Genomic DNA, 22,619 nt, shown 5'->3' with positions numbered 1-22,619 from the left:
GGTCATAGGCCCGGAACTCGCCGAAATACTTGGTGATCGCCGCCGTCAACGTCGTCTTGCCGTGGTCAACGTGACCAATCGTGCCGATGTTCACATGCGGCTTGTTACGTGCAAACTTTTCCTTTGCCATATCTCAGGACGCCTTGTCAGTTGGGGGGCCGCCGTGGCCCGATGGTTATATCGCGCGCCGTGTATTGGGTTACGCCGGGAAAATCAAGCCTTACCTCTTCGCTGCGCACATCACTCGACGGGGGGCGGTGCGACGGTCGGCTCTTCGATCACCTCGGCGGCGGCGTTAGCTAGGTCGGCGGCGCTTGGGGCCTCCGACGGTAGAGGAGGGGACGCGCTCTCTGCCTCAGGGATCGGGGCGGTTTCAGCCGCAGCCTTCGGCGCTGAAACCGCTTCATTTTGCGCATCAGCTGCCGGTGTCTCGGCCTGCCGCGCGCCGCTTGACTTGTCATTCGCGGGCACGCCGTCATCCTCGAACCAGCCCCGTTCGTTGTTTTGCTGTACGAGCCAGTTCTGAATCTGCTTGGCGGCGTTACGGCTGAGATTCAGCATCTGCGTTTCCTTGCTCTGGGTCAAACCCGAGCCCAGAAATGTGTTACCCGAGACTGTCTCGACCACCGTCACCAGATGCGGCTTGGCATTAAGCTTGGCCCCTTTCTCGTCATCCCATGCGGTGACATTCAGGATCAGCGCCGATTTTGGCGAGGCTACGATCGGCACGCCCGGAATCGCCAATACATAGCCTTCGACACTCACCCCCAGATGATAGAGCTTGCTGCCGTCGTAGCGCCCGAAACGATCTGTCATCGCCTCGGTCATGGCGGCGATCCATTCCTCTTTCGTTGCCTCACGCGAGGCCGGTCCCTTGGTCAGGTTCGGGGCCACCACGACATTATGCCCAAGGTAAAAGTTGCCCAAATAGGCGGGGGCCTCATCGAGGTCATTGGCATTGGTGCAAGCCGCCATAAGAGCAAGCCCGCACAGCACAAGTAAACGGATCATCAAAAACTTCCCAAAACGTGACGGTTCGCGCAGGGATAGCCCAGCAGCAGCCCTCGCGCAATCATTTGCCCGAATGCGTCCAGCGCCCTATGTCTTAGGAAACCCGCAAGAGGTGCGTCATGACGCAGATACCCGGCCAAACCCCGACCCAACCGCCTGTGCATGTGCCTTTGGTGACAGAGCCGATGGGCGTGCTGGCCAGCCTGCGCGCGGCGCGGCGCAACATCCTGTCGATCATCCCGGCCATCGCCACCCGCCAGCCCATGGTCTCGGGGCGCACCGGCAAGCGCTGGCATATGGTCATGGATCCCGGCGCGATCCGGCGCATGCTGCTGGAAGAACTGGACAATTACCCCAAATCCATCGTCACCAAGAACCTCCTGCGCCCCGCCATCGGCGAAAGCCTCTTTATCGCCGAGGGCGCGCATTGGCGCTGGCAGCGGCGCACGGCGGCGCCGGTGTTTTCGCATCGTAACGTGATGAACCTCGCGCCGATCATGACTGCCGCCGCGGAACAGAGCGCCGCGCGTGTCGCCGCCGCCGGATCGCACGCAGTGGATATGGCCGCAGATATGGTGCGCACCACCTTTGACGTCATCGCCGATGTGACTTTTTCCGGCGATGGCATGTTCGACGTGAACTCCGTGCATCGCGGCATTGATGCCTATATCTCCGAGGCCGGCAGAATCTCGCTCTTTGATATTCTCGGATTTCCCGACTGGGTGCCGCGTCCGGGGCGCATCATGTCCGGCGGTTCTATCGCTGAGATGAAGCGCGTGGCCGATCAGGCCGTGGACGCGCGCCGCACACGCGGGCCGAAGCGAGTGCCCGATCTGCTCGATCTCATGCTGGAGGGCGAAGACCCCGAGACCGGGCGCCGTATGAACACCGCCGAACTGCGCGACAATCTTTTGACCTTCATCGTGGCGGGGCACGAAACCACCGCGCTCACTTTGGGCTGGTCACTCTATCTTTGTGCGTATGATCAAGCGGTGCAGGACCGCGCCCGCGCCGAGGCGCAAGCCGTGTTGCAGGGCCGGGCGGCCACTGGCCAAGATGTCGCCCGCCTGCCCTATATCCGCCAGATCATCGATGAGGCGCTGCGCCTTTACCCGCCTGCGGGCATCATTTCTCGTACCGCACAAACTGCCGATACGCTCTGCGGGCGGGAAATTCGCCCCGGAGATACGGTGATCATTCCGATCTATGCCCTGCACCGCAACCACCTCCTGTGGCCTAACCCAGACAGGTTTAACCCCGACCGTTTCGCTGACCGCAAGAGCATTGAGCGCTACGCCTACCTGCCCTTTGGCGACGGGCCGCGCATCTGCATCGGCGCAAGTTTCGCGCTGCAAGAGGCGGTGATCATCCTTGCCACGCTGCTCTCACGGTTTCGCTTTACTCCGGTGCCGGGGCGTGACCCCGACCCGGTGATGATCCTGACCCTGCGGCCCCAAGGCGGCGTCTGGCTCATGGCCGAACCGATGTGATCGGCTCGCTTCAGGCCGGCATACGCTCTTCGACGATGCCCGCCCACCAGCTACAGCCTGCCGGAATGGCCTCATCATTGAAATTGTAATCGGGGCTGTGCACCATCGCCGTATCGCCGTTACCTACGAGAATATAGGCCCCCGGCCGTTCTTCGAGCATGAAGGCGAAATCTTCGCCCCCCATCACCAAAGGCGCCTCCTCGCAGGCACCGCTGACCTTGGCCGCGATGCTTGCCGCAAACTCGGTTTGTTCTTCGTGATTGATCATCACCGGATAGCCGCGATGATAGCTGACCTCGGCGCGACCGCCAAAGCCTGCCGCCACATGATCGCAAAGCGCACGAAGACGGGTCTCGGCCAAATCGCGCATCTGCGTACTCATGGTACGCACTGTACCACGAAGGTGTACGCCTTGCGGAATCACATTGAACGCTGTCGATGAGGTCTGAAAGGATGTGACCGACACGACAACCTGATCCACCGGATCGGCATTGCGGCTGGCAATGGTCTGCAGCATCGTTACCAGATGCGCGGCCATGACGGTCGTATCGACGGTCTCATGTGGCTTGGCGGCATGGCCGCCCTTGCCTGTCAATTCGATGTCGAACTGATCGGTCGCGGCAAAGAACGCACCAGGCCGAATGGCAAAGCTGCCTACAGGGCGCCCCGGCCAGTTGTGCATGCCGTAGACCTCCTGAATACCGAAACGGTCCATCATCCCGTCCTCGCACATCTCGCGGCCCCCTGCGCCGCCTTCTTCGGCTGGCTGAAAAATCACCACGGCGGTGCCATCGAAGTTGCGGGTCTCCGCCAGATACTGCGCCGCGCCAAGCAACATGGCGGTATGCCCGTCGTGACCACAGGCATGCATCGCGCCGGGGGTCTTGCTGGCATAATCCACGCCGGTCGCCTCATGAATGGGAAGTGCGTCCAAATCGGCACGCAGGCCGACCACTCGGCCCGAGGCGGTGCTGCGGCCCTTGATCACGCCCACCACACCGGTGCGGCCGATGCCGGTGACCACGTCGTCGCAACCAAAAGCCTTAAGCTTTTCGGCGACCAACGCGCTGGTGCGATGGGTCTCGTACAGGATTTCAGGATGGCTGTGGATGTCACGACGCCATTCCGTTATATCATTGTGCAATTCGGCAAAGCGGTTCTTGACGGGCATGGGGTCAGACTCCTGTTCTCAAATTCGGGATTTGCCCCACCGTGGCGCAAACCCGACGGGACCACAAGGGGCACGGTCGCACAGGTGCATTTGCCATATACAAGAGTGCGCGACTGAGGTATGCGTCGCGGCTTGACGCGCCAGCCGCACCCCTTTTCGGAACCGACCTCCCCCATGATCCTGCCTGCCCTCTCCAATGCTCTTGCCGCGCGCGGCTATGAAACCCTGACGCCTGTGCAAGAAGCGGTGACTGATCCCGCGCTCTCGAGCTCTGACCTGCTGGTCTCGGCCCAGACCGGATCGGGCAAGACCGTGGGCTTTGGCCTGGCAATTGCGCCGACCCTGCTGGACGGAGCTGACCGCCTGCCGCCTGCCGCAGCCCCCCTTGCCCTGATCGTGGCACCAACGCGCGAACTGGCGCTGCAGGTGATGCGCGAACTGAGCTGGCTTTATGCCGAGGCCGGTGCGCGGTTGGTGACCTGCGTCGGCGGCATGGATGCCCGCGACGAACGGCGCGCACTGGAACGCGGCGCGCATATCGTCGTCGGCACACCCGGACGGCTGTGTGACCATATCAATCGCGGCGCGCTCGACATGACCAGCTTGCGCGCGATCGTGCTTGATGAGGCCGATGAGATGCTTGATCTCGGTTTTCGCGAAGACCTTGAATTCATGCTCGCCGCCGCCCCGGCAGAGCGCCGCACATTGATGTTCTCGGCCACTGTGCCGCCGATGATCGCCAAACTGGCCGAAAAATTCCAGCGCGATGCGCAGCGCGTGACCACCCTCACCGGGGCCAAACAACACGCCGATATCGCCTATCAGGCACTAACCGTGGTGCCACATGACGCCGAAGGTGCGGTGATCAACCTGCTGCGTTATCACGATGCGCAAAACGCCATCGTTTTTGCCAATACCCGCGCGATGGTGGCGCGGCTGACCGCACGGCTGTCCAACCGGGGCTTTGCCGTGGTCTCCCTCTCGGGCGAACTCAGCCAATCCGAACGCACGCATGCCCTGCAAGCGATGCGCGACGGGCGGGCGCGGGTTTGCGTCGCCACTGACGTGGCAGCACGCGGAATCGACCTGCCCAATCTCGATCTGGTGGTGCATGCCGAATTACCCACCAATTCAGAAGGCCTGTTGCACCGCTCTGGGCGCACGGGCCGGGCCGGACGCAAAGGCATCTCTGCCCTGATCGTCCCGGTCAAGGCGGCCAAAAAGGCCGAGCGTCTGCTGAAATTCGCCAAGATCACAGCGGAATGGACCACCCCCCCCACGCCCGAGGATATCGAGGCCAAGGATCGCGAGCGGTTGCTTTCCGATCCAGTGTGGTCCGAAAGCCCGAGCGAGACCGAGACCGCCTTCGCTGCGGAATTGCTTGATTTGCACAGCCCCGAGCAGATCGCCGCCGCCTATCTGCGGCTCTACCAGTCGCGCTGGTCTGCACCCGAGGAACTGAGCGCACCGGGCACACCTGCCCCCGCGCGCGAGCGCGCCGCCTTTGGTCCGAGCCGCTGGTTTGCGCTGTCGGTGGGCAACAATGACCGCGCCGAGGCGCGCTGGCTGCTGCCGCTCTTGTGCCGCGCCGCCAATATCGACAAATCCGCGATTGGTGCCATTCGCGTACAGGCGTCCGAGACCTTTGTGGAACTGGCCGAGCCCGCCGTTCCGGGCTTTCTGTCGGCGCTTGGCGAGGACGGGCAACTGGATGAGGGCATCACCGCCCGACAACTGGACAGCGCGCCCGATCTGGGTTTTGCCCCGCGTGCCCCGCGCGAGGACCGTCCCGAGCGTGCGCCGCGTCCCCCGCGTGCGGACCGTCCCGAACGTGCACCGCGCGCCCCCCGCGAGCATCATGCCCCGCGCGACAGCGCGCCTCGCCCCGCCGCCAAATCGCACTCCAAACCAATGGGGGCTCCCCCTGCTGCGATGACCCGCGCGGTCGAGGATGGGGCCGTGACCGCCTACCGCAAGCCGCGCTCTGATGCAGGCGACGCCCCGCGACCGGCCAAAAAGGCATGGTCGGGCGACAAACCCGCAGGAAAACCTGCGGGGGATCGCAAGCCCGGCAAGCCCTTTGGCAAGCCCGAGGGCAGGCCTTATACAAAATCCGAGGCAAAGCCGGGGGCAAAACCCGGTGCCAAGCCCCACGGCAAGCCGGCTGCCAAATCCTTTGACAAGCCATTCGACAAGCCCCGGGCCCGTCCTGCGCCCCGAGACGCCGAGCCTGCAGCGCCCAAGCCGAATCTGGCAGCGGACACCTCCAAACGCTTTGTTCCGCCCGGAAAGCCGGGCAAGCCGGGGGCGGGGAAACCCTTTGCTGGCAAACCCGGAACCGGAAAACCGGGCATGGGTAAGCCCAAGGGCAAGGGGGCTGCTCCCAAGGCCCGCGCAGGCTTTGGCGGCAGCACACCGCCCAAACGCGGCAAGCCCTGATCCGCTCCGTCGATTTGTAGAAGTTCAGGCCGGGAAATTCCCGGCCTGATGCTTTCACAGGCTAGGTGCGCGGGGCCGGTGGCGGACCTAGCCAAGGTCCTCTGGCAAGAGGCTCTCAGGCATGTTCTGATAGCAGACGGGGCGCAGGAACCGACGGATGGAGAGAGTTCCGACCGAGGTCGCGCCGAAATTGGTTGAGGCGGGATAAGGCCCGCCGTGGACCATCGCGTCGCAGACCTCGACCCCGGTGGGAAAGCCATTGACCAGCACCCGGCCTGCCTTGCGCTCGAGCACCGGCAAGAGGCGGCGCGCGAGGGCGGTATCGCCCGCGTCCATCTGCAGGGTCGCGGTCAACTGGCCCACGAAAGAGCGCGCCACCGCCACCATCTCTGCCGCATCCCGCACAACCACGATCAACCCGAGCGGGCCGAACACCTCCTCTGAGAGCGCGTGATTTCCCAGCCAGTCCTGCGTCGCGACCCTGTAGAGAAACGGTTTCGCCTCGCGCGGGTTACACGTCGCGCTCAGCAGGTCCTGAACGCCGGGCTGCGTGGCCATCGCCTGCGCCCCCGCCGCATAGGCCGCAGCGATGCCTGTCGTCAGCATCACCTGCGCGCCGGTCTCACTCAGGCCTGCGCGCGCCGCCTCGGCGAAGGCGTCCGCCTCTGGCCCCGCAATCACCACCGCGATGCCGGGGTTGGTGCAGAACTGCCCCGCCCCCAGGCTCAGCGATCCGGCCCAGCCCCGGCCCAGATCAACCCCGCGCGCCGCCATGGCCTCGGGCAGCAGGAACATCGGATTGACCGAGCCTAACTCGCCAAAGAACGGGATCGGATCGGGCCGCCCTGCACACAGATCAAAGAGCGCGCGGCCCCCGGTGAGCGAGCCGGTAAAGCCCACTGCCCGGATCAGCGGATGCTGAACCAGCGCCTCTCCGACGCTGCGATTGCCGCCCTGCACAAGGCTGAAGACGCCCTTTGGCAGCCCGCATTTGGCAATCGCTGCATGAATGGCCTCGGCCACCACCTCGGAGGTGCCGGGATGCGCGCCGTGGCCCTTGACCACCACCGGACAGCCCGCCGCCAGCGCCGCCGCCGTGTCGCCGCCAGCGGTCGAAAACGCCAGCGGAAAATTCGACGCGCCAAACACTGCCACCGGGCCGATGGGCCGCTGCATCATCCGCAGATCGGGGCGCGGCAGGGGGCTGCGCTCGGGCAAGGCCGCATCATGGCGACGGTCGAGATACTCACCCTTGAGGATATGCCCGGCGAAAAGCCGCAATTGCCCCGTGGTGCGCCCGCGCTCGCCCTCCAGCCGCGCGGCGGGCAGGCCGGTCTCGGCACAGCCGATCTCGGTGATCTGCGCGCCCCGCGCCTCAATCTCATCGGCGATGGCGTTGAGAAAGGCCGCACGCTCCGCCCGGCTGGACCACCCATAGGACCAGAACGCCTCTTCCGCCGCCTGCACCGCGCGATCCACCAATTCAGGCGTCCCAACCGAAAACGCCCGCGCCGCGCCACGCGCCGGTTCCGACAGAAATGTCTCTGCCGTCCGGGTCCAGTCGCCTGCTATCAGATGCTGGCCGTGAGAGCTCAAACTCATGTGAAGGGTCCTTTCAGTCTGGGGAACGTCAGAGGCCGTGGGCACGGCTCTATCCGTTCCGATAGCGTTTTTCATGGTTTACCGCTTTTTCTCCAAACATGCTATTATTTTTCTTATAGGAGAATTATTGCAAAAAAGAACAAAACGCCGCATGCTGAACAAAGAATCAACAGAGAGGTCACCACCAATGAAAAAACTGACACTGATCGCCGCCCTGCTGGGGATGACCAGCATCGCCGGCACCGCTCAGGCTGATAAGCTTGATGACATCATTTCCTCGGGCAAACTGCGCTGCGCCGTTGTGCTCGACTTCCCACCGATGGGGATGCGCGATGCCAGCAACGTGCCGATCGGCTTTGACGTCGATTACTGCAATGATCTGGCGGCCGCTCTGGGCGTGGAGGCAGAGATTGTCGAGACCCCCTTCCCCGAACGTATCCCGGCCCTGATGTCGGGCCGCGTCGATGTAGGTGTTGCCTCGACCTCGGACACGCTGGAGCGGGCCAAGACGGTTGGCTTCTCGGTTCCTTACTTTGCCTTTGAAATGGCGGTCACCTCTAACAACGCGACCGGCATTTCGTCCTATGAGGGCATGAAAGGCTTTACCGTAGGCGCCGTTGCGGGCACCTACGAGGCAATTGCACTTGAAGCGCAGGTCAAGGAATGGGGCGAAGGAGAGTTCCGCCCATATCAGACCCAAGCCGACGTTTTCCTGGCCCTCAGCCAAGGTCAGCTTGATGCTACCGTCTCGACCTCGACCGTCGCACAGGCCAATGTGCAGTCGGGCAACTTCGGGGATATCTCGGTTGTGGGATTTGCCCCCTTTGACACCGATTATGTGGCGCTCTTTGCCAAGCGGGATGAGTATGGGTTTCTCAACTATCTCAATCTCTTCGTGAATCAGCAGGTGCGCACCGGCCGCTATGACGAGCTTTATGAAAAGTGGGTCGGCGGAGAAGTTCCGAAACTGATGGTGCCGAACGTTTATCGCTGATATCGTTCTACCCAATTGGCGGCGCGGATCACCCGCGCCCCCTTTTTGCTACCTCCAAGGGACGCGACACCCAGATGTTCGATTACACCTTCCAATGGAAACAGGCGCTTAACCGGCTTCCGCAGATGCTGGACGGTGCGATGGTCACGATGGAAATCGCGATCCTGTCGATGGCCTTGGGCATACTGTTCGCCATTCTGCTGACCGTGCTGCGGCTGTCCGGATCCCGGCCATTGATGGCAATCGCCACAACGTGGGTCGAGATTGCACGCAACACGCCCGCGCTCTTTCAGATCTATATGGCGCATTTTGGCGTGGCGAGTTTCGGCATCCATTTCAGCCCCTTCGTATCACTGCTGATTGGCATCACCTTTAACAACGCGGGCTATCTGACCGAGAATTTTCGCGGGGCCCTCAAGGCGATCCCTGACACGCAGGCGCGTGCGGGTCGGTCCTTGGGCATGACGCAACTGCAATCGTTCCGCTACATTATTCTGCCGCAGATGCTGCGCATTTCCTTCTTGCCGATGACGAACCAGATGGTCTGGGCCATCCTGATGACCTCGCTCGGTGTCACCGTGGGTATGAATAGCGACCTGTACGGCGTGACGCAGGATCTCAATGCGCTGACCTTCCGCACCTTTGAGCTATTCGCGCTGGCGGCGGTGATCTTTTATGCGATCACCAAGGTCATCACCTTTGGCGGTCGCCTGATCGCGGCACGCCTGTTCCGGTATTGAGGGGGAAAACCAATGTTTGATACCGCCCTCACCGCCAACGATCTGGTCTTTCTCGCCAAGGGTGCGGGGATCACGATCCTTGTCACCGCAATTTCCGTGGTCATCGGAACGCTGCTTGGCATCCTCTTTGGGGTGATCCGAATGCAGCTTGGCCCGGTGCTGGCTGCGCCGCTGACCTTCTTTCTCGATATCTTCCGCTCGGTGCCGCTGCTGATTCAGCTTGTCCTGGGCAATGCCTTTGTTGGCATGGTGCTACAGCTTCAGATTTCCGGCTTTACCGTGGCCTGCATTGTGCTGTCGCTCTACACCTCGGCCTATTGTGCCGAAATCGTGCGCGGCGGCATTGACGCGGTGCCCGAAATCACCCGCCGCGCCGCACGCTCGCTCGGGCTGACATGGGGCCAAGATATGCGCTATATCGTGCTGCCGCTGGCCACCCGCGTGGCGCTTCCGTCGTGGATCGGTCTGGCCCTTGGCGTGATGAAGGACTCGGCGCTTGTCTATGTGGTGCAGGTCACGGAACTTCTGAAATCGACCCAGATCCTCATCACGCGCCTGCAAGAGCCGCTATTCCTGCTGCTGATCTGTGGCGCTTTCTACTTTGTCATCAGCTTCCCGCTTGCCCGTTTCGGCGGCTATCTCGAAAAAAGGTGGTCCAATGATTGAGATCCAGAATGTCCGTAAATCCTTTGGTGATCTGGAGGTTCTCAAGGGGATCGACCTGACGGTTCAGCGCGGCGAGGTGGTGACCGTGATCGGCGGTTCAGGTTCGGGAAAATCGACACTGCTGACCTGCATCAACGGGTTAGAGCCTATCAATAGCGGTAAGATCACCATCGACGGCACCGAGGTGCATGCCAAGTCGACCAACCTCAACAAGCTGCGCCGCAAGGTGGGCATCGTGTTTCAGCAATGGAACGCCTTTCCGCATCTGACCGTGCTGGAGAATGTCACGCTGGCCCCGCGCAAGGTGCTGGGCATGGCCAATGCAGAGGCCGAGGCGATTGCAGAAAAACAACTGCGCCATGTGGGTTTGGGTGACAAGCTGACGACCTATCCCGCGCGCCTGTCGGGCGGCCAACAACAGCGCATGGCGATTGCCCGCGCTCTGGCGATGTCGCCCGATTACATGCTCTTTGACGAGGTGACATCAGCACTTGATCCGCAGCTTGTGGGCGAGGTTCTGGAAACCCTCAAGATGCTGGCCGAAGAAGGCATGACGATGATCTGCGTGACGCATGAGATGGGATTTGCCCGTGATGTGTCGAACCGGGTGGCGTTTTTTCATCAGGGTATCATGGCGGAGATCGGTGCACCGGATCAGCTCTTTGGCGATCCGCAGCACCCTGAAACGCAAAAGTTTCTGGCCAACGTGCGCTAACGTTGAGAGCATGAAAAAGGCGCAGGAAGATCCCTGCGCCTTTCCAATTTCGCCAATGCGATCAACCTGCGACCGCCGCCAGCCCTTCGGCCTCGAACCGCTCGAACTGCTCCATTTCCGCCGCACTGAGCGTGATCCCGTCGCGCAAAGATACCGCGCGCGCGGCGAACCGCCGCTGCGAGGGCAGACGCGCGCCCTGCGCCCCGATGGCGCTCAGGAGCCGCTCACCCTCGGCAATCGGATCACGCCCGCTCCGCGCTGCAAAGGTGGCAGGGTCCAGCGCCAGAACCAGCGCGCCGTGACGCGGCAAAAGGCTGGTTCCGCCCGAAAACTCCAGAGCCTCCTTGCTCATGAATTCGCCCAGCATCGCGCCGGCCAGCAGTTCGACCATGGTCGAAATCGCGGACCCCTTATGCCCGCCAAACGGCAGCATCGCACCCGCCAGCGCCGCCTCGGGGTCTGTGGTGGGATTGCCGTCGCAGTCCATCGCCCAGCCCTCAGGGATTGGGGTGCCCGCGCGGCGGTGCAATTCGATCTCGCCGCGCGCCGCCACGCTTGTAGCAAAATCGAACACATACGGGTTGGGTCCAAGGCGCGGCCACCCAAAGGCGATCGGATTGGTACCCAACAGGGGCTCTTTGCCCCCCGTAGGCGCCACCGACGAATAACTGGGACACATCGACAACGACGCAAGCCCGTCCGCAGCCAAGGATTCGACATCATGCCAGAGAGCCGAGAAATGCAAGCAATCACGGATCACCAGAGCGGCCAGCCCGGTTTCCCTTGCCCGCGCCGCCAGAATATCCTTTGCCGCATAAAACGCAGGATTGGAAAACCCGCCGCCCGCGTCAACCTCGATCACCGCCTTACCCGTGTCATGCAGCACTGGGACGGCATCCGGCACCACTTTGCCTGCCGAAATCACCCGCAAACACCCCTCGATCCGGTAAATCCCATGTGACTTGCACTGATCCCGTTCGCCCGCGACGATCACCCGCGCTACGGCGGCGGCACTCTCGGGGCGCACACCGCTGCGCTCAAAGATCGACGTCACGCGCGCCAACAGGTCATCAACGGAAATCATATGCGGTTCGGCCATGCGGCGTTCTCCTCTTTGTCTGTCTCAGATGGTTGGACGCGATCCGTTCACTTGTCGACGTCAGTATAGGTGCAAGCCCAGAACACCTTGGTTTCGGTGTCATCAAGAGCCCGCAAGCCATGTCGGATGGTGCTGTCGAAATAGGCACAATCCCCGATTTCAAGAATGACAGGTTCGTAATGCTCGACCGTCAGTTCAACCCGGCCCGAGAGCACATAGAGCGTTTCCTCACCGTCATGCGATTCAAGCTCGTCGCGCGTAAGCGGTGCGCGCTTTTCAACCAAAGTCACCAGCGGGATGATCTTTTTCTCCGCCAATGCGTTGCACAGCACCTCGTATTCAAAGTTCTTGGACCGCACTTTGCGTCCCTGACCCGCCCGCGTCACCGTCATGCGCGTGGTTTGTATCGCGTCGTGGTCGGCTGAAAAGAGTCGTTCCATCCCGATGTCATAGGCGCGGGCAATCTTGATCAGATTCTCATAGCTGGGCGACACGCGCCCGTTCTCGATTTTGTGGATGGTCGAGAGGGCAAGACCTGTGCGCTGTGCCGCCACCTCAAGCGTATAGCCGCAGGATTGGCGCACAGCCTTCATTCTGGCTCCAAGATCAGCGCGCAGTTGATGGCGCTCTACATCCCAATCATCCGGCGCGATTGCGGTAGAGGTTTTTTCCGTTTCGGCCATAATTTTTCTTTTCTTACCAGTCATGACTGTTTAAGCATATATTTGGGTTAAGCACAACAATAGCAATCCGGATAACGAAGGGGGAGACCGAATATCGGATTTTTCCTCCATCCCAACCGGCTCGCTCGGAAACAGACTTCAACAAAGGGTGATCTCATGCCGGACCTGATCGTTGCCGCCGAGGTGGATGGGCCGATATTGCTCTGTGAAGAAGGCCTCAGCGTTTGGGGCGGCGTTGATCCGAAAACCGGTCGGATCATCGACGCCCACCATCCGCAGCATGGAAAATCACTGGCCGGACATGTTGTGATGATGCCCACAAGTCGCGGCTCTTGCACGGGCAGCGGCGTGCTATTGGGTCTCGCCTTTGCCGGGGCCGCCCCCAAGGCGCTGGTGTTCCGAGAGGGAGAAGACATTCTGACGCTTGGCGCGCTTGTCGCAACCCGTCTCTTCCAGCATCCCATCGCTGTTGTGCGTCTCTCTGCCACTGAATATGAACAACTGGCACGAGAAAGCCATGCCACGATCACCGCCGCGCATCTGAGAGCGGGCGATTTGGATTTCCCGCTCACCCCCGTCGCGTCTGAGGGACTGACCCTCAGCGATACTGACCGCGCCTTTCTTGCCGGGACGCATGGCGAGGCCGCGAAACTGGCGATGGAGATCATCACCACTCTGGCCGCCGCACAGGGGGCACCGAGCCTCACAGACGTGACCCGCGTGCATATCGACGGCTGCATCTATGCCAGCCCCGCCTTTTTGACCTTTGCCCGCGCCATGGCCGACAAGGGCGGGCGGGTGCGCGTGCCCACCACGATGAATGCGATTTCCGTCGATCATGGCAACTGGCGCGCCCAAGGCGTGGCCGAGGATTTCGGCCTGCCCGCCAGCCAATTGGCTGATGCCTATGTTGAAATGGGCGCGCGCCCCAGTTTCACCTGTGCCCCCTACCTGCTTGAGGATAAACCGGGCGCTGGTGAAGACATCGCCTGGGCCGAGAGCAATGCCGTGATCTACGCCAACACGGTTCTGGGCGCGCGCACCGTGAAACACGCCGATTTCATGGATTTGTGCATCGCGCTCACGGGGCGCGCCGCACGCTCTGGTGTCTATCTTGACCAGAACCGCGCCCCGCGCCGGATCATCAACGTCGAGGTGCCCGAAGGGATCGATGATGCCTTCTGGCCGATGCTGGGCTGGCTGGTGGGACAGGTCGCCCCAGATCGCATTCCGCTGCTGCGTGGGTTAGAGAACACGCAGCCCTCCGAGGATGATCTCAAGGCGCTGTGCGCTGCCTATGGTACCACCTCTGCCTCTCCGATGATGCATATTGCCGGGATCACGCCCGAGGCGGATATGCCCCCCACCCCGGATGCTGATCAGGCGAGCCTCACGGCACAGGATTTTGCCCGGCTCTGGCAAGGGTTCAATCAGGGGGCCGACAAGGTCGATCTGGTGGCGCTCGGCAGTCCGCATTTTTCTGCCGCTGAGTGCAACGCCTTTGCCGATCTGATGGAGGGACGGCATGTCAACCCGGATGTCGCCACCATTATCACGCTGGGACGTGGCACATTGACCACGATCAGCGCAAATGGCGTCAAGGCGCGGCTGGAGGCCTCTGGCGTCACCATCGTGCCAGATATTTGCTGGTGCTCGATCTCCGAGCCGGTCTTTCCGCCCTCAGCAAAGGTTTTGATGACAAATTCCGGCAAGTACGCGCATTATGCGCCGGGATTAAGCAACCGCGCCGTGCGCTTTGGCGCGCTCGCGCAATGCGCCCTGACCGCGCAATCCGGCATCGCGCCCACAACCCCACCGCCGTGGATCACCCCGGCACCCGCCCTTGCAGGCCACTGACCCGCCGCATCCGGCACCAAAAGACGCTCATTCAAAGGAGTTTACCCATGAACAAAGACGTGTTTCACGGCACCATCCCCGCCCTGCTGACCCCCTGCACCCCGGACCGTAAACCTGATTTCGACGCACTGGTGCGCAAGGGGCAGGAGATGATCGCGGCGGGCATGTCGGGCGTGGTCTATTGTGGCTCTTGCGGCGACTGGCCGCTCCTGACGGATGAAGAACGCATGGAGGGTGTCGCGCGCCTGACTGCGGCGGGCGTACCCGTGGTCGTGGGCACCGGGGCGATCAACACCAAATCCGCCGTAGCCCATGCTGCACACGCGCAAAAAGTCGGTGCCGCTGGCCTCATGGTCATCCCCCGCGTGTTGTCGCGCGGCCTGTCGGTGGCCGCACAGCGCAACCATTTCAAGGCCATTTTGGAAGCAGCGCCGGACGTGCCTGCGATCATCTACAACAGCCCCTATTATGGCTATTCGACCAAGGCCGACCTCTTCTTTGCCCTGCGCGCCGAGCATAAGAACCTCATCGGCTTTAAGGAATTCGGCGGCAAGAATGATCTGAGCTATGCCGCAGAGCACATCACCTCTCAGGATGATGATGTGATCCTGATGGTGGGTGTGGATACCGAAGTTTACCACGGCTTTGTCAAATGCGGGGCGGTGGGGGCGATCACCGGTATTGGCACCATGTTCCCCAAGGAGGCGCTCTTGCAGGTGGCGCTGTCACGTCGTGCGGCGGAGGGCTGTCCCGAGGCCGATATGCGCGCCCGTGAATTGGCCGATGCGCTGCATGTCATCGCCAAGTTCGACGAGGGCGTGGATCTCGTGCTCTATTTCAAGCATATGATGGTGCTGAAAGGCGAAGAGGAATACCGCCTCAACATCAACGAAACCGATGCGCTCTCCGCATCGCAGGCGCGGTTCTGCGAGGCGCAGTTTCATCAGTTCAACACATGGTTTGCCAATTGGGTCAAACAGGGCGGGGTGATCGCTGAATGCATGTGATCGACAGCCACACAGGCGGCGAGCCGACGCGCGTGATCTTGGATGGGGGGCCGGACCTTGGGTCCGGGCCTTTGTCAGACCGCGCGCGGCTACTGGCCTCCGAGCATCGCGATTTTTATCAGTCGATCAGTCTGGAGCCGCGCGGTCAGGTGGCGATGGTCTGCGCCCTTCTGGTGCCGCCGACCGATCCGACCTGCGTCACCGGCGTGATCTATTTTGACGCCGAGGCGGTGCTTGGCATGTGCGGCCATGGCACCATTGGCCTGGTGGTCACGCTGGCGCATATGGGACGGATCAAACCCGGCACGCACAGGATTGAAACCCCCGTCGGCATCGTCACCGTCGATCTGACAGACGCCAATACCGTCACCGTTACCAATATCGAGAGCCACCGCACCCATACCGGCGTCACGGTCGAGATTGAGGGTATCGGCGCGGTCTCTGGCGATGTGGCCTATGGCGGCAATCTCTTTTTCCTTGTCGATCCCAGCCCCATTCCTGTCCATTCGGGCAATATCCGGGCGCTGACCGATGTCACCATCGCAGTGCGCGCGGCGGTGCAGGCGCAGGGGATCGAGGTGGATCATGTGATCTTTTACGGCCCATCGGATGACGCGGCGGCGCATAGCCGCAACTTTGTTCTGTGTCCCGACAATGCCTATGATCGCTCGCCCTGCGGCACCGGCTGTTCTGCGCGGCTGGCATGCCTCGCTGCCGAAGGGCGTCTGAGCGCAGGTCAAGAGATCGTGCAGGAAAGCGTGATCGGCAGCACCTACCGGCTGTCCTACACCCCCGGCCCCACCGGCGGCGTGATCCCGTCGATCACCGGGCAGGCCTATGTGATGGCCGAAAGCACGCTCCTATTTGACCCGCGCGACCCGTTCCGCAACGGCATCTGTCTCTGACCTCAACGGCAAAGGTGCTCTATGGCCCGCTCTGAAATCATTGTCATCGGCGCCGGCATCATCGGTGTGACCAGCGCCCTTGCCTTGCAACGCGACGGGCACAGCGTCCGCATCCTCGATCGCAAGGGCGTGGCAGCAGAAACCTCGCGCGGCAATGCCGGGGCCTTTGCCTATACTGACATCGAACCGCTGGCGACACCCGGCATCCTGCGCAAGGCCCCCAAATGGCTGCTCGATCCGCTGGGACCGCTGTCCATTCCGCCTGCCTATGCGCTGCCGCTCCTGCCGTGGATGCTGCGCTTCTGGCGGGCAAGCTGGCAGGATCGCTACGCGGCGGCGGTGGCGGCACAGGCCAGCCTGATGCACCAGTCCCGCGCCGCGCTGGAGCGTTTGATCGCGGATGTGTCAGGCGAGCCGTTGATGCGCCGCGAGGGGCAATTGCAGGTCTATGAAGGAGAGGCCGCCTATCGCGCCAGTCTGCCTGCTTGGGATCTGCGCCGCCAGCATGGCGTGCGTTTTGACCTGCTCGAAAGCCCCGCCGCGATTGCCGAAATCCAACCGGGGCTCAATCCACGTTTCACCCATGCCGGTTTCACACCGGACTGGATGAACACCGTCGATCCAGCGCGCTGGACCGAGCATTTGGCACAACTGTTCATCACCGCAGGCGGAACAATCGAAATCGCCGACATTCGCGCGTTGCGACAGGTGGGGAATGGCATAGAAGTGGAAACCGCGAGTGACACGGTCCGCGCCGATCAGGTCGTTTTGGCGGCTGGCGCATGGTCGCACCAACTGGCACGCACACTGGGCGACACCATCCCGCTGGAAACCGAGCGCGGCTATAACACCACATTCCCAACCGCCAGCTTTGATCTGCGCACCCATCTGACCTTTGCCGATCACGGCTTTGTCGTGAGCAAAATCGGTGAGGGCCTGCGCGTGGGCGGCGCGGTGGAACTGGGGGGCCTGCGCCTTGCTCCCAATTACAAACGCGCTGAAACCCTCGTGCGCAAGGCCCGTGATTTTCTGCCCAGTTTCGATCCGACAGGCGGCACGCAATGGATGGGCTTTCGCCCCTCGCTACCCGACAGCCTGCCGATCATCTCGCGCGCGCCGCGTGCGGATCGGGTCATCTATGCCTTTGGTCATGGCCATCTGGGCCTGACGCAATCGGCGGGCACAGCGGAATTGGTGGCGGCGCTCGCCGGGCGGCGTGATCCGGCAATAGACCTTGGGGCATTTGACGCGGGGCGGTTTTAGGGGCGATTGGTGTGAAGAGCACCATCGCCTCGAGTGTCAAGCCGCGCGAGCGGCATCCCAAATATCCCCTTCAGGCCAGCCACCGCGCCCTCTTCAGCCAATCCTTGGCCAAGTGTCCGACAGCCGATATCCCCCCGGCCACGGATCGCTCGGGTCGAGCATGTGTTGCGCCGTACCGGTGATCCACGCCCGCCCACTGATCTCAGGGCGGATAGCCTCTTGCCCGCCAACCTTCACGCGCCCGAGAATGCGCCCATGAAACTCAGACCCAATGATCGACAGTCCGGTAAAGCGGTCGTCCTCGCCCATCTCGCCGCGCGCCGCGAGAATGGCCATCCGCGCCGATACCGCTGTGCCGGTGGGAGAGCGATCGAGCTTGCCGGGTTGAATCGCTACCACCGATTGCGCACGCAACGTGGTGCCTTCACGGGTGATCGGACCGGCAAAGAGGCAAAAAGAATGATGCGCCCAATCAGGTTTTTCCGGATGCTCGAACCGGAATTGCGCATTGGCGGCATTGGTGATGCGAATACCAAGCTCTGCGATTTGCCGTGCGTTATCCTCAATCAGATCAACACCGAGGGCTACTGGATCGACCACCACAAAGGAATCCCCACCAAAGGCCGTGTCCACCGTGATCTGACCCAAGCCCGGCACATCAAGCGGCACCGCGAGACGGCTGGCAAATGAGGGCAGGTTTTCCACAAAAATACGCTCGGCCTTGCCATTGGCGCACTCAGCCCGCACCCGCACAAGACCGCCCGGTGCCTCAAGCACCATATGCGTCACCGGCTCTTGCATCGGGATAATGCCGCTATCCAGAAGCACCGTGGACACGCAGATCGAATTTGACCCCGACATTGGCGGCGTATCCTCAGGCTCCATGATGATCCACGCCGCCTGCGCTTGCGGATGCTTGGGTGGCACTAATAGATTGACGTGCCGAAACACCCCGCCCCGTGGCTCGTTCAACATAAAGTTTCGAAGTGTCTGATCCTCGGCGATCCACTTGCGTTGATCCCAAATCGTATCGCCCGGTGGCGGCGTCACCCCACCAACGATGACATCACCCACCTCGCCTTCGGCGTGGCAAGAGACAACATGAATGATCTTGCTGCTTCGCATGGTATTCCTCTTTGGGCTCTGGCTGATCTGGCCTTTAGCAGTCGGATGGCGCTTCGATTAAACGCGACGGTTTCAGGCACACATCACAGTTATGCGCGTGGCATCGCAATCGGGTCAATGGGGCGTTTGCTTGGCCGATCACATCGCGTAACCGCGTCAAGACAGATGCGGGGCGCAGCCGTTCTGCTGGCATATGCCGCCGCCAAAGCAATCATTCCCGAGAACTGAATGTCCCGCCCGTCTTCATTGCAATCATAAACCCTTGTACCAGCAGGGCATGATCACATCGTGGCCGCCCAATCGGTTGAGATGGGCTGCGGTGCGCCAATCGGGTAAATTGATCTGAGAGAAAATTGCCACGCCTTGTCAGTTCGGAATTACGTCGACACTATCGCCTCTCGATCCCGGCGCGCATCTTTCGCAACCAACGGGTCAGATGAAAGACTGCCAAACCCACGGCAACGCCCCAAAAGGCCGCGCCAATCCCATAGAGGCTGACACCTGATGTAGTGAATAGAAAGGTCAGCAACCCAGCGTGACTATCGCCACCTGCGACCATATCCGACAAGAATTTCTGGATTGGCCCCAGCAGGGCCAACCCCGCCAAGAGCGCAATTATCTCAGCCGGAAGAACCACCAGCAAGTCAACGATCGTCCCGGAAAATATTCCACCCAAACAGAAGAACAGGCCACAGGCGACCCCCGCCAGATAACGTTTGGCCGGGTCGGCATGGCTATCCGGTCCAGCACAGAACGCTGCTGTGATCGACGCCAGCGCCGTAGTGATTCCCCCAAAGAGCGCCGCCCCCGCCGAAGCGATACCTCCAAAGATCAAAATCGGCCGCGCCGAAACGACAAACCCGTTCGCCCGCAAGATGGCCATTCCCGGCAGGTATTGCCCGCTGAGCGTGGTGATCAAAAGCGGCAGCGCCAACCCCAACATCGCCGACAGTGAAAAGCCGGGATATGCCATTTCGGGGGATGCCATCGATAGCCCCAGTCTGGCCAGGGGCAGATTGCTTTCCATCGCCGTCACAACCACGGCAAAGACTAAAAGGCACAGCATCGCGTAACGCGGCAGAGCCACGGAAAACACCACAAAGGCCGCCAGCAGTGACATGACGGTGACCGGATCAGAGGCTAACCCACGTGCCGCCGCCAAGCCAAAGCCAAAAAGAATGCCTGCCATCATGCCATTGGTGACCACGGGTGGCAGCACCTCAACCAGCCGCTCAAATAGCCCTGAGAGGCCGATCAGGACCAGCGCCACCGCCACCGCGAGATAGGCCCCGATCATCTCGGGGATACTCAAGCTCGCACCGCCCGAGATCAAAAGCACCGTGCCCGGTGCTGACCATGCCATCGCAATCGGCAGGCGCAGCCACAGACTCAACAGGATGCTCGACAGGCCCGCCGCAATGGAAATGGCAAAGACCCAAGATGAAAATGTGCCATTTGACACAGACATCGCATCCGCCGCACTGAGATAAATCAGAAGCGGCCCGGAGTAGGACACCAGCACCGCAAGAAACCCTGCGGCCACAGCCGTGGCCGGAACAGCGCGGTGCCATGCCTGCCGTGCCGTCCGCGCGCTCATGCTGCCTTGCCGTCTTTCAGCCCGCTTGGTGCCCTCAGACCCAGCATCTGCCGCGCCTCTGCCCATGTGGCGACAGGGCGCTCATGCTGATCACACAACTCGACCACCCGCCGCACCAGCGCAGCATTGGAAGGGGCCAGCCTGTCGCGATCCAACCGAACGTTATCTTCAAGCCCGGTACGAGCATGTCCGCCCGCCGCCACCGCCCAGTCATTCAGCATGATCTGGTGCCGCCCGATCCCCGCCGCACACCACGGCGCGTCCGGACCAAACAGGCGGTTCACCGTATGGATGTAGTAGTCGAACACGTCGCGGTCGACGGGCATCGCATTCTTGACGCCCATCACGAATTGCACATAGGGCGTGCCGATGAGTTGCCCCTGATCTGCCATCTCTTTCGCCTTCAGGATATGGCTCAGATCAAACGCCTCGATCTCGGGCTTAACCTCATGCGCGCGCATTTCCGAGGCAAGCCATTCCACCAGATCAGGCGGATTTTCATAGACCCGAGTGGGGAAATTGTTGGACCCCACCGAGAGCGAGGCCATGTCAGGGCGCAGCGACAACATCGCCCCCCGCGTCTGCCCCGCGCCTGACCGGCCACCCGTGGAAAACTGAATGATCATGCCGGGGCAATGCGTCTCCAACCCGTCCTTGAGGCGGGCGAATTTCTCTGGATCGGACGAGGGCGAACCATCGGCGTTGCGCACATGCGCATGCACAATGCTCGCCCCGGCCTCAAACGCCTCATGGGTGGATTCGATCTGTTCGGCCACACTGATCGGCACCGCCGGATTGTCGGATTTCTGCGGCAGGCTGCCGGTGATCGCAACACAGATGATACAGGGTTTGCTCATCTCGGACTCTCCTCTCAGGCCGCTTGCGCCGCCGCGCGCGGCATCCGCGCGAGGGCATCAAGGAAAAACGGGCGGAATCCTTGCGGATGCTCGCTCATTGGAAAGTGGCCTAACTCGTCCATCACTGCAAGCGTCGCACCGGGAATGGCCGCCGCCGTGCGTTTTGCATCCTCAGGCGTGCAGGTCAGGTCATAAGCCCCCACCAGAAAATGCACCGGGGTACGCCCAGTGTCGATCTGGCTCAGCCGCCCGATCAGGCTGTCATCACGGGTGTAAAAGCTCAGATCGCCGCGAAAGACACCGGGGCCAGACTGCATGAACATCCAGAGCGTATTCCAGCGTTCGGACTTGGGGGCATAGGGTGAGATATTGGCCGACACCAGCGCCGCTCCCATCTCTCCGCCATGCGCGTCAGGCCGATGGAACCAGTCGATATCATACCATGCGGATTGAAAGTCCGACGCCTCGATCGCGATGAAGCCGCTGAAGTGCTCAGGCTTCAACGCCGCCAGTTGCAGCGCAATCCTCCCGCCCATGGAACAGCCCGCCAGAATGGGACGTTCCAAACCCAAGGCCGCGACCACCGCCAGCACGGTATCGATATAGCCTGCGGTCGAGAGCAGATATTCTTCGGTTTCGAACCCCTCAGGCGGCAGGGATTTGCCGTGCCATGGCATATCAAAGGCAATCAGGCGATTGCCCGCCGTCACCTCTGCATCATTCATCAGATGCCGCCATTGCCGGGTATCGGCTCCGGCAGTGTGCAGGCACAGAACCGGTCGCCCCTGCCCCGCCTCTTCGAAATAGATGCGTTGCGGCTTGCCAGCGATCTCGATGCTCACATAGCGCCCGGTGATTGGCTCAATGGTCATGCGTCCACCTCCTCTGTTGCGCGGGCCAGCGCCATGACCTCCTTGAAGAAGCGCAGGTTCTTGACCAAACACAAGATGTCGCCGTCAATCCGCCCGCGTCCAATCTTGGCCAGCCCGAAAATGTCGTGGAATCCCGGCGCAGGGCGTGGCTGCCAGAACTGCTCCAGCGCATCCGCGTCACTGCGCAGCGCAAACCGCCAAGGCGTCTTGCGGCTTGGTCCGGCAATAACAGAAACGATGTGGCCCTTGTCGAAGGTCAGATAGATTTCCTCACCCTCCAGCTCGATCAGGACAGTCTCTGAAAACAGCCGCCCAAGACGAATGAGATACGGCTGATCCTCAAGCCGTGCCTGAATATCCCGAAACCTGTTGATCATCTTTGCCTCCCTCTTTGTGCTGCGCATGTGGTAGAAGTGACATTGAAGGGGATCACTGATCCATGCCGGATGGGGTATCACGCAATACCGCCTGCGGCATTGGTTTGCCGTCTGCATTGGCCGACAACGAGGACCACAGGGGCAGGCTC

At 61.7% G+C, this 22,619-nt stretch carries 21 protein-coding genes; 10 read left to right on the top strand and 11 right to left on the bottom strand.

Features of this window, described 5'->3' with window-relative positions; translation table 11 throughout:
• Positions 1–130: GTP-binding protein (locus ACN0SW_RS02510; protein WP_417726322.1), on the bottom strand; the 130-nt coding region annotated here is incomplete at its 3' end.
• Positions 131–240: 110 nt separating this feature from the next.
• Positions 241–1,011 (bottom strand): hypothetical protein, encoded by a 771-nt coding sequence (locus tag ACN0SW_RS02505; protein ID WP_417726303.1) that lies wholly within the window; start codon positions 1,009–1,011, stop codon positions 241–243.
• A gap of 119 nt (positions 1,012–1,130) precedes the next feature.
• On the opposite strand from ACN0SW_RS02505, the gene ACN0SW_RS02500 reads away from it, so the two are divergent.
• Positions 1,131–2,501 (top strand): cytochrome P450, encoded by a 1,371-nt coding sequence (locus ACN0SW_RS02500; protein ID WP_417726302.1) that lies wholly within the window; start codon positions 1,131–1,133, stop codon positions 2,499–2,501.
• Between the two features lie 10 nt (positions 2,502–2,511).
• Here ACN0SW_RS02500 and ACN0SW_RS02495 read toward each other — a convergent pair whose 3' ends face one another.
• On the bottom strand, positions 2,512–3,672 hold the full coding sequence (locus tag ACN0SW_RS02495) for a M20 aminoacylase family protein (protein ID WP_417726301.1): 1,161 nt from the start codon (positions 3,670–3,672) through the stop codon (positions 2,512–2,514).
• Positions 3,673–3,846: 174 nt separating this feature from the next.
• Here ACN0SW_RS02495 and ACN0SW_RS02490 point away from each other — a divergent pair, with 174 nt between their 5' ends.
• Entirely contained in the window at positions 3,847–6,111 is a 2,265-nt protein-coding gene (locus ACN0SW_RS02490) for a DEAD/DEAH box helicase (protein ID WP_417726300.1), read from the top strand.
• Between the two features lie 87 nt (positions 6,112–6,198).
• Here the strand turns inward: ACN0SW_RS02490 and ACN0SW_RS02485 are convergent, their stop codons facing one another.
• Positions 6,199–7,713: an aldehyde dehydrogenase (NADP(+)) gene (locus ACN0SW_RS02485; protein WP_417726299.1), complete on the bottom strand. Its 1,515-nt coding sequence runs from the start codon at positions 7,711–7,713 to the stop codon at positions 6,199–6,201.
• A gap of 187 nt (positions 7,714–7,900) precedes the next feature.
• Between ACN0SW_RS02485 and ACN0SW_RS02480 the strand changes: the two genes are divergently transcribed.
• The 4 genes from ACN0SW_RS02480 to ACN0SW_RS02465 all read left to right on the top strand — a co-directional run bounded on the left by ACN0SW_RS02480 (position 7,901) and on the right by ACN0SW_RS02465 (position 10,828).
• Complete coding sequence (locus ACN0SW_RS02480) at positions 7,901–8,707, top strand: transporter substrate-binding domain-containing protein (RefSeq protein WP_417726298.1); 807 nt, start codon at positions 7,901–7,903, stop codon at positions 8,705–8,707.
• 74 nt (positions 8,708–8,781) lie between these two features.
• The gene (locus ACN0SW_RS02475; protein WP_417726297.1) at positions 8,782–9,447 is read left to right on the top strand and encodes an amino acid ABC transporter permease; all 666 of its coding nucleotides are present in this window, start codon (positions 8,782–8,784) and stop codon (positions 9,445–9,447) included.
• A gap of 12 nt (positions 9,448–9,459) precedes the next feature.
• Positions 9,460–10,113: an amino acid ABC transporter permease gene (locus ACN0SW_RS02470; protein ID WP_008282006.1), complete on the top strand. Its 654-nt coding sequence runs from the start codon at positions 9,460–9,462 to the stop codon at positions 10,111–10,113.
• Positions 10,106–10,828: an amino acid ABC transporter ATP-binding protein gene (locus tag ACN0SW_RS02465; RefSeq protein WP_417726296.1), complete on the top strand. Its 723-nt coding sequence runs from the start codon at positions 10,106–10,108 to the stop codon at positions 10,826–10,828. Before ACN0SW_RS02470 ends, ACN0SW_RS02465 begins: the two co-directional genes overlap by 8 nt.
• 61 nt (positions 10,829–10,889) lie before the next feature.
• On the opposite strand, the gene ACN0SW_RS02460 is transcribed toward ACN0SW_RS02465, so the two are convergent.
• Together ACN0SW_RS02460 and ACN0SW_RS02455 are read right to left on the bottom strand one after the other, a co-directional pair.
• A complete protein-coding gene (locus ACN0SW_RS02460; RefSeq protein WP_417726295.1) occupies positions 10,890–11,927 on the bottom strand; it encodes an Ldh family oxidoreductase in 1,038 nt (345 codons plus the stop codon).
• A gap of 47 nt (positions 11,928–11,974) precedes the next feature.
• A complete protein-coding gene (locus ACN0SW_RS02455) occupies positions 11,975–12,610 on the bottom strand; it encodes a helix-turn-helix domain-containing protein (protein WP_417726294.1) in 636 nt (211 codons plus the stop codon).
• Positions 12,611–12,766: 156 nt separating this feature from the next.
• Here ACN0SW_RS02455 and ACN0SW_RS02450 point away from each other — a divergent pair, with 156 nt between their 5' ends.
• The 4 genes from ACN0SW_RS02450 to ACN0SW_RS02435 are packed head-to-tail and all read left to right on the top strand — an operon-like array spanning position 12,767 to position 17,642.
• The gene (locus tag ACN0SW_RS02450) at positions 12,767–14,467 is read left to right on the top strand and encodes an aconitase X (protein WP_417726293.1); all 1,701 of its coding nucleotides are present in this window, start codon (positions 12,767–12,769) and stop codon (positions 14,465–14,467) included.
• Positions 14,468–14,514: 47 nt separating this feature from the next.
• A complete protein-coding gene (locus ACN0SW_RS02445) occupies positions 14,515–15,474 on the top strand; it encodes a dihydrodipicolinate synthase family protein (RefSeq protein WP_417726292.1) in 960 nt (319 codons plus the stop codon).
• Positions 15,465–16,379 (top strand): proline racemase family protein, encoded by a 915-nt coding sequence (locus ACN0SW_RS02440; RefSeq protein WP_417726291.1) that lies wholly within the window; start codon positions 15,465–15,467, stop codon positions 16,377–16,379. Before ACN0SW_RS02445 ends, ACN0SW_RS02440 begins: the two co-directional genes overlap by 10 nt.
• A 21-nt stretch (positions 16,380–16,400) precedes the next feature.
• Positions 16,401–17,642: an NAD(P)/FAD-dependent oxidoreductase gene (locus tag ACN0SW_RS02435; RefSeq protein ID WP_417726290.1), complete on the top strand. Its 1,242-nt coding sequence runs from the start codon at positions 16,401–16,403 to the stop codon at positions 17,640–17,642.
• Positions 17,643–17,735: 93 nt separating this feature from the next.
• On the opposite strand, the gene ACN0SW_RS02430 is transcribed toward ACN0SW_RS02435, so the two are convergent.
• From ACN0SW_RS02430 to ACN0SW_RS02410, 5 genes are all read right to left on the bottom strand, one after another.
• Positions 17,736–18,767: a trans-3-hydroxy-L-proline dehydratase gene (locus ACN0SW_RS02430; RefSeq protein ID WP_417726289.1), complete on the bottom strand. Its 1,032-nt coding sequence runs from the start codon at positions 18,765–18,767 to the stop codon at positions 17,736–17,738.
• A gap of 388 nt (positions 18,768–19,155) precedes the next feature.
• Complete coding sequence (locus tag ACN0SW_RS02425) at positions 19,156–20,364, bottom strand: benzoate/H(+) symporter BenE family transporter (RefSeq protein WP_417726288.1); 1,209 nt, start codon at positions 20,362–20,364, stop codon at positions 19,156–19,158.
• A complete protein-coding gene (locus tag ACN0SW_RS02420) occupies positions 20,361–21,221 on the bottom strand; it encodes a 3-keto-5-aminohexanoate cleavage protein (RefSeq protein WP_417726287.1) in 861 nt (286 codons plus the stop codon). The genes ACN0SW_RS02425 and ACN0SW_RS02420 overlap by 4 nt, the downstream gene beginning before the upstream one ends.
• Positions 21,222–21,235: 14 nt before the next feature.
• The gene (locus ACN0SW_RS02415; RefSeq protein ID WP_417726286.1) at positions 21,236–22,093 is read right to left on the bottom strand and encodes an alpha/beta fold hydrolase; all 858 of its coding nucleotides are present in this window, start codon (positions 22,091–22,093) and stop codon (positions 21,236–21,238) included.
• Entirely contained in the window at positions 22,090–22,470 is a 381-nt protein-coding gene (locus tag ACN0SW_RS02410; protein WP_417726285.1) for a hypothetical protein, read from the bottom strand. The genes ACN0SW_RS02415 and ACN0SW_RS02410 overlap by 4 nt, the downstream gene beginning before the upstream one ends.
• Between the last annotated feature and the right edge of the window lie 149 nt (positions 22,471–22,619).

Origin of the sequence: Roseovarius sp., from assembly GCF_048262375.1 — a bacterium.
GTDB lineage: Bacteria > Pseudomonadota > Alphaproteobacteria > Rhodobacterales > Rhodobacteraceae > Roseovarius.
Note: the sequence above shows the minus strand (reverse complement) of the source record. Positions and strands in the feature narration are given on the sequence as shown.

What these genes read in the sequence shown, in the direction of transcription:
- ACN0SW_RS02505 (WP_417726303.1), bottom strand. Translation starts at nt 1,011, where the DNA reads ATGATCCGTTTACTTGTGCTGTGCGGGCTTGCTCTTATGGCGGCTTGC.
- ACN0SW_RS02500 (WP_417726302.1), top strand. Translation starts at nt 1,131, where the DNA reads ATGACGCAGATACCCGGCCAAACCCCGACCCAACCGCCTGTGCATGTG.
- ACN0SW_RS02495 (WP_417726301.1), bottom strand. Translation starts at nt 3,672, where the DNA reads ATGCCCGTCAAGAACCGCTTTGCCGAATTGCACAATGATATAACGGAA.
- ACN0SW_RS02490 (WP_417726300.1), top strand. Translation starts at nt 3,847, where the DNA reads ATGATCCTGCCTGCCCTCTCCAATGCTCTTGCCGCGCGCGGCTATGAA.
- ACN0SW_RS02485 (WP_417726299.1), bottom strand. Translation starts at nt 7,713, where the DNA reads ATGAGTTTGAGCTCTCACGGCCAGCATCTGATAGCAGGCGACTGGACC.
- ACN0SW_RS02480 (WP_417726298.1), top strand. Translation starts at nt 7,901, where the DNA reads ATGAAAAAACTGACACTGATCGCCGCCCTGCTGGGGATGACCAGCATC.
- ACN0SW_RS02475 (WP_417726297.1), top strand. Translation starts at nt 8,782, where the DNA reads ATGTTCGATTACACCTTCCAATGGAAACAGGCGCTTAACCGGCTTCCG.
- ACN0SW_RS02470 (WP_008282006.1), top strand. Translation starts at nt 9,460, where the DNA reads ATGTTTGATACCGCCCTCACCGCCAACGATCTGGTCTTTCTCGCCAAG.
- ACN0SW_RS02465 (WP_417726296.1), top strand. Translation starts at nt 10,106, where the DNA reads ATGATTGAGATCCAGAATGTCCGTAAATCCTTTGGTGATCTGGAGGTT.
- ACN0SW_RS02460 (WP_417726295.1), bottom strand. Translation starts at nt 11,927, where the DNA reads ATGGCCGAACCGCATATGATTTCCGTTGATGACCTGTTGGCGCGCGTG.
- ACN0SW_RS02455 (WP_417726294.1), bottom strand. Translation starts at nt 12,610, where the DNA reads ATGGCCGAAACGGAAAAAACCTCTACCGCAATCGCGCCGGATGATTGG.
- ACN0SW_RS02450 (WP_417726293.1), top strand. Translation starts at nt 12,767, where the DNA reads ATGCCGGACCTGATCGTTGCCGCCGAGGTGGATGGGCCGATATTGCTC.
- ACN0SW_RS02445 (WP_417726292.1), top strand. Translation starts at nt 14,515, where the DNA reads ATGAACAAAGACGTGTTTCACGGCACCATCCCCGCCCTGCTGACCCCC.
- ACN0SW_RS02440 (WP_417726291.1), top strand. Translation starts at nt 15,465, where the DNA reads ATGCATGTGATCGACAGCCACACAGGCGGCGAGCCGACGCGCGTGATC.
- ACN0SW_RS02435 (WP_417726290.1), top strand. Translation starts at nt 16,401, where the DNA reads ATGGCCCGCTCTGAAATCATTGTCATCGGCGCCGGCATCATCGGTGTG.
- ACN0SW_RS02430 (WP_417726289.1), bottom strand. Translation starts at nt 18,767, where the DNA reads ATGCGAAGCAGCAAGATCATTCATGTTGTCTCTTGCCACGCCGAAGGC.
- ACN0SW_RS02425 (WP_417726288.1), bottom strand. Translation starts at nt 20,364, where the DNA reads ATGAGCGCGCGGACGGCACGGCAGGCATGGCACCGCGCTGTTCCGGCC.
- ACN0SW_RS02420 (WP_417726287.1), bottom strand. Translation starts at nt 21,221, where the DNA reads ATGAGCAAACCCTGTATCATCTGTGTTGCGATCACCGGCAGCCTGCCG.
- ACN0SW_RS02415 (WP_417726286.1), bottom strand. Translation starts at nt 22,093, where the DNA reads ATGACCATTGAGCCAATCACCGGGCGCTATGTGAGCATCGAGATCGCT.
- ACN0SW_RS02410 (WP_417726285.1), bottom strand. Translation starts at nt 22,470, where the DNA reads ATGATCAACAGGTTTCGGGATATTCAGGCACGGCTTGAGGATCAGCCG.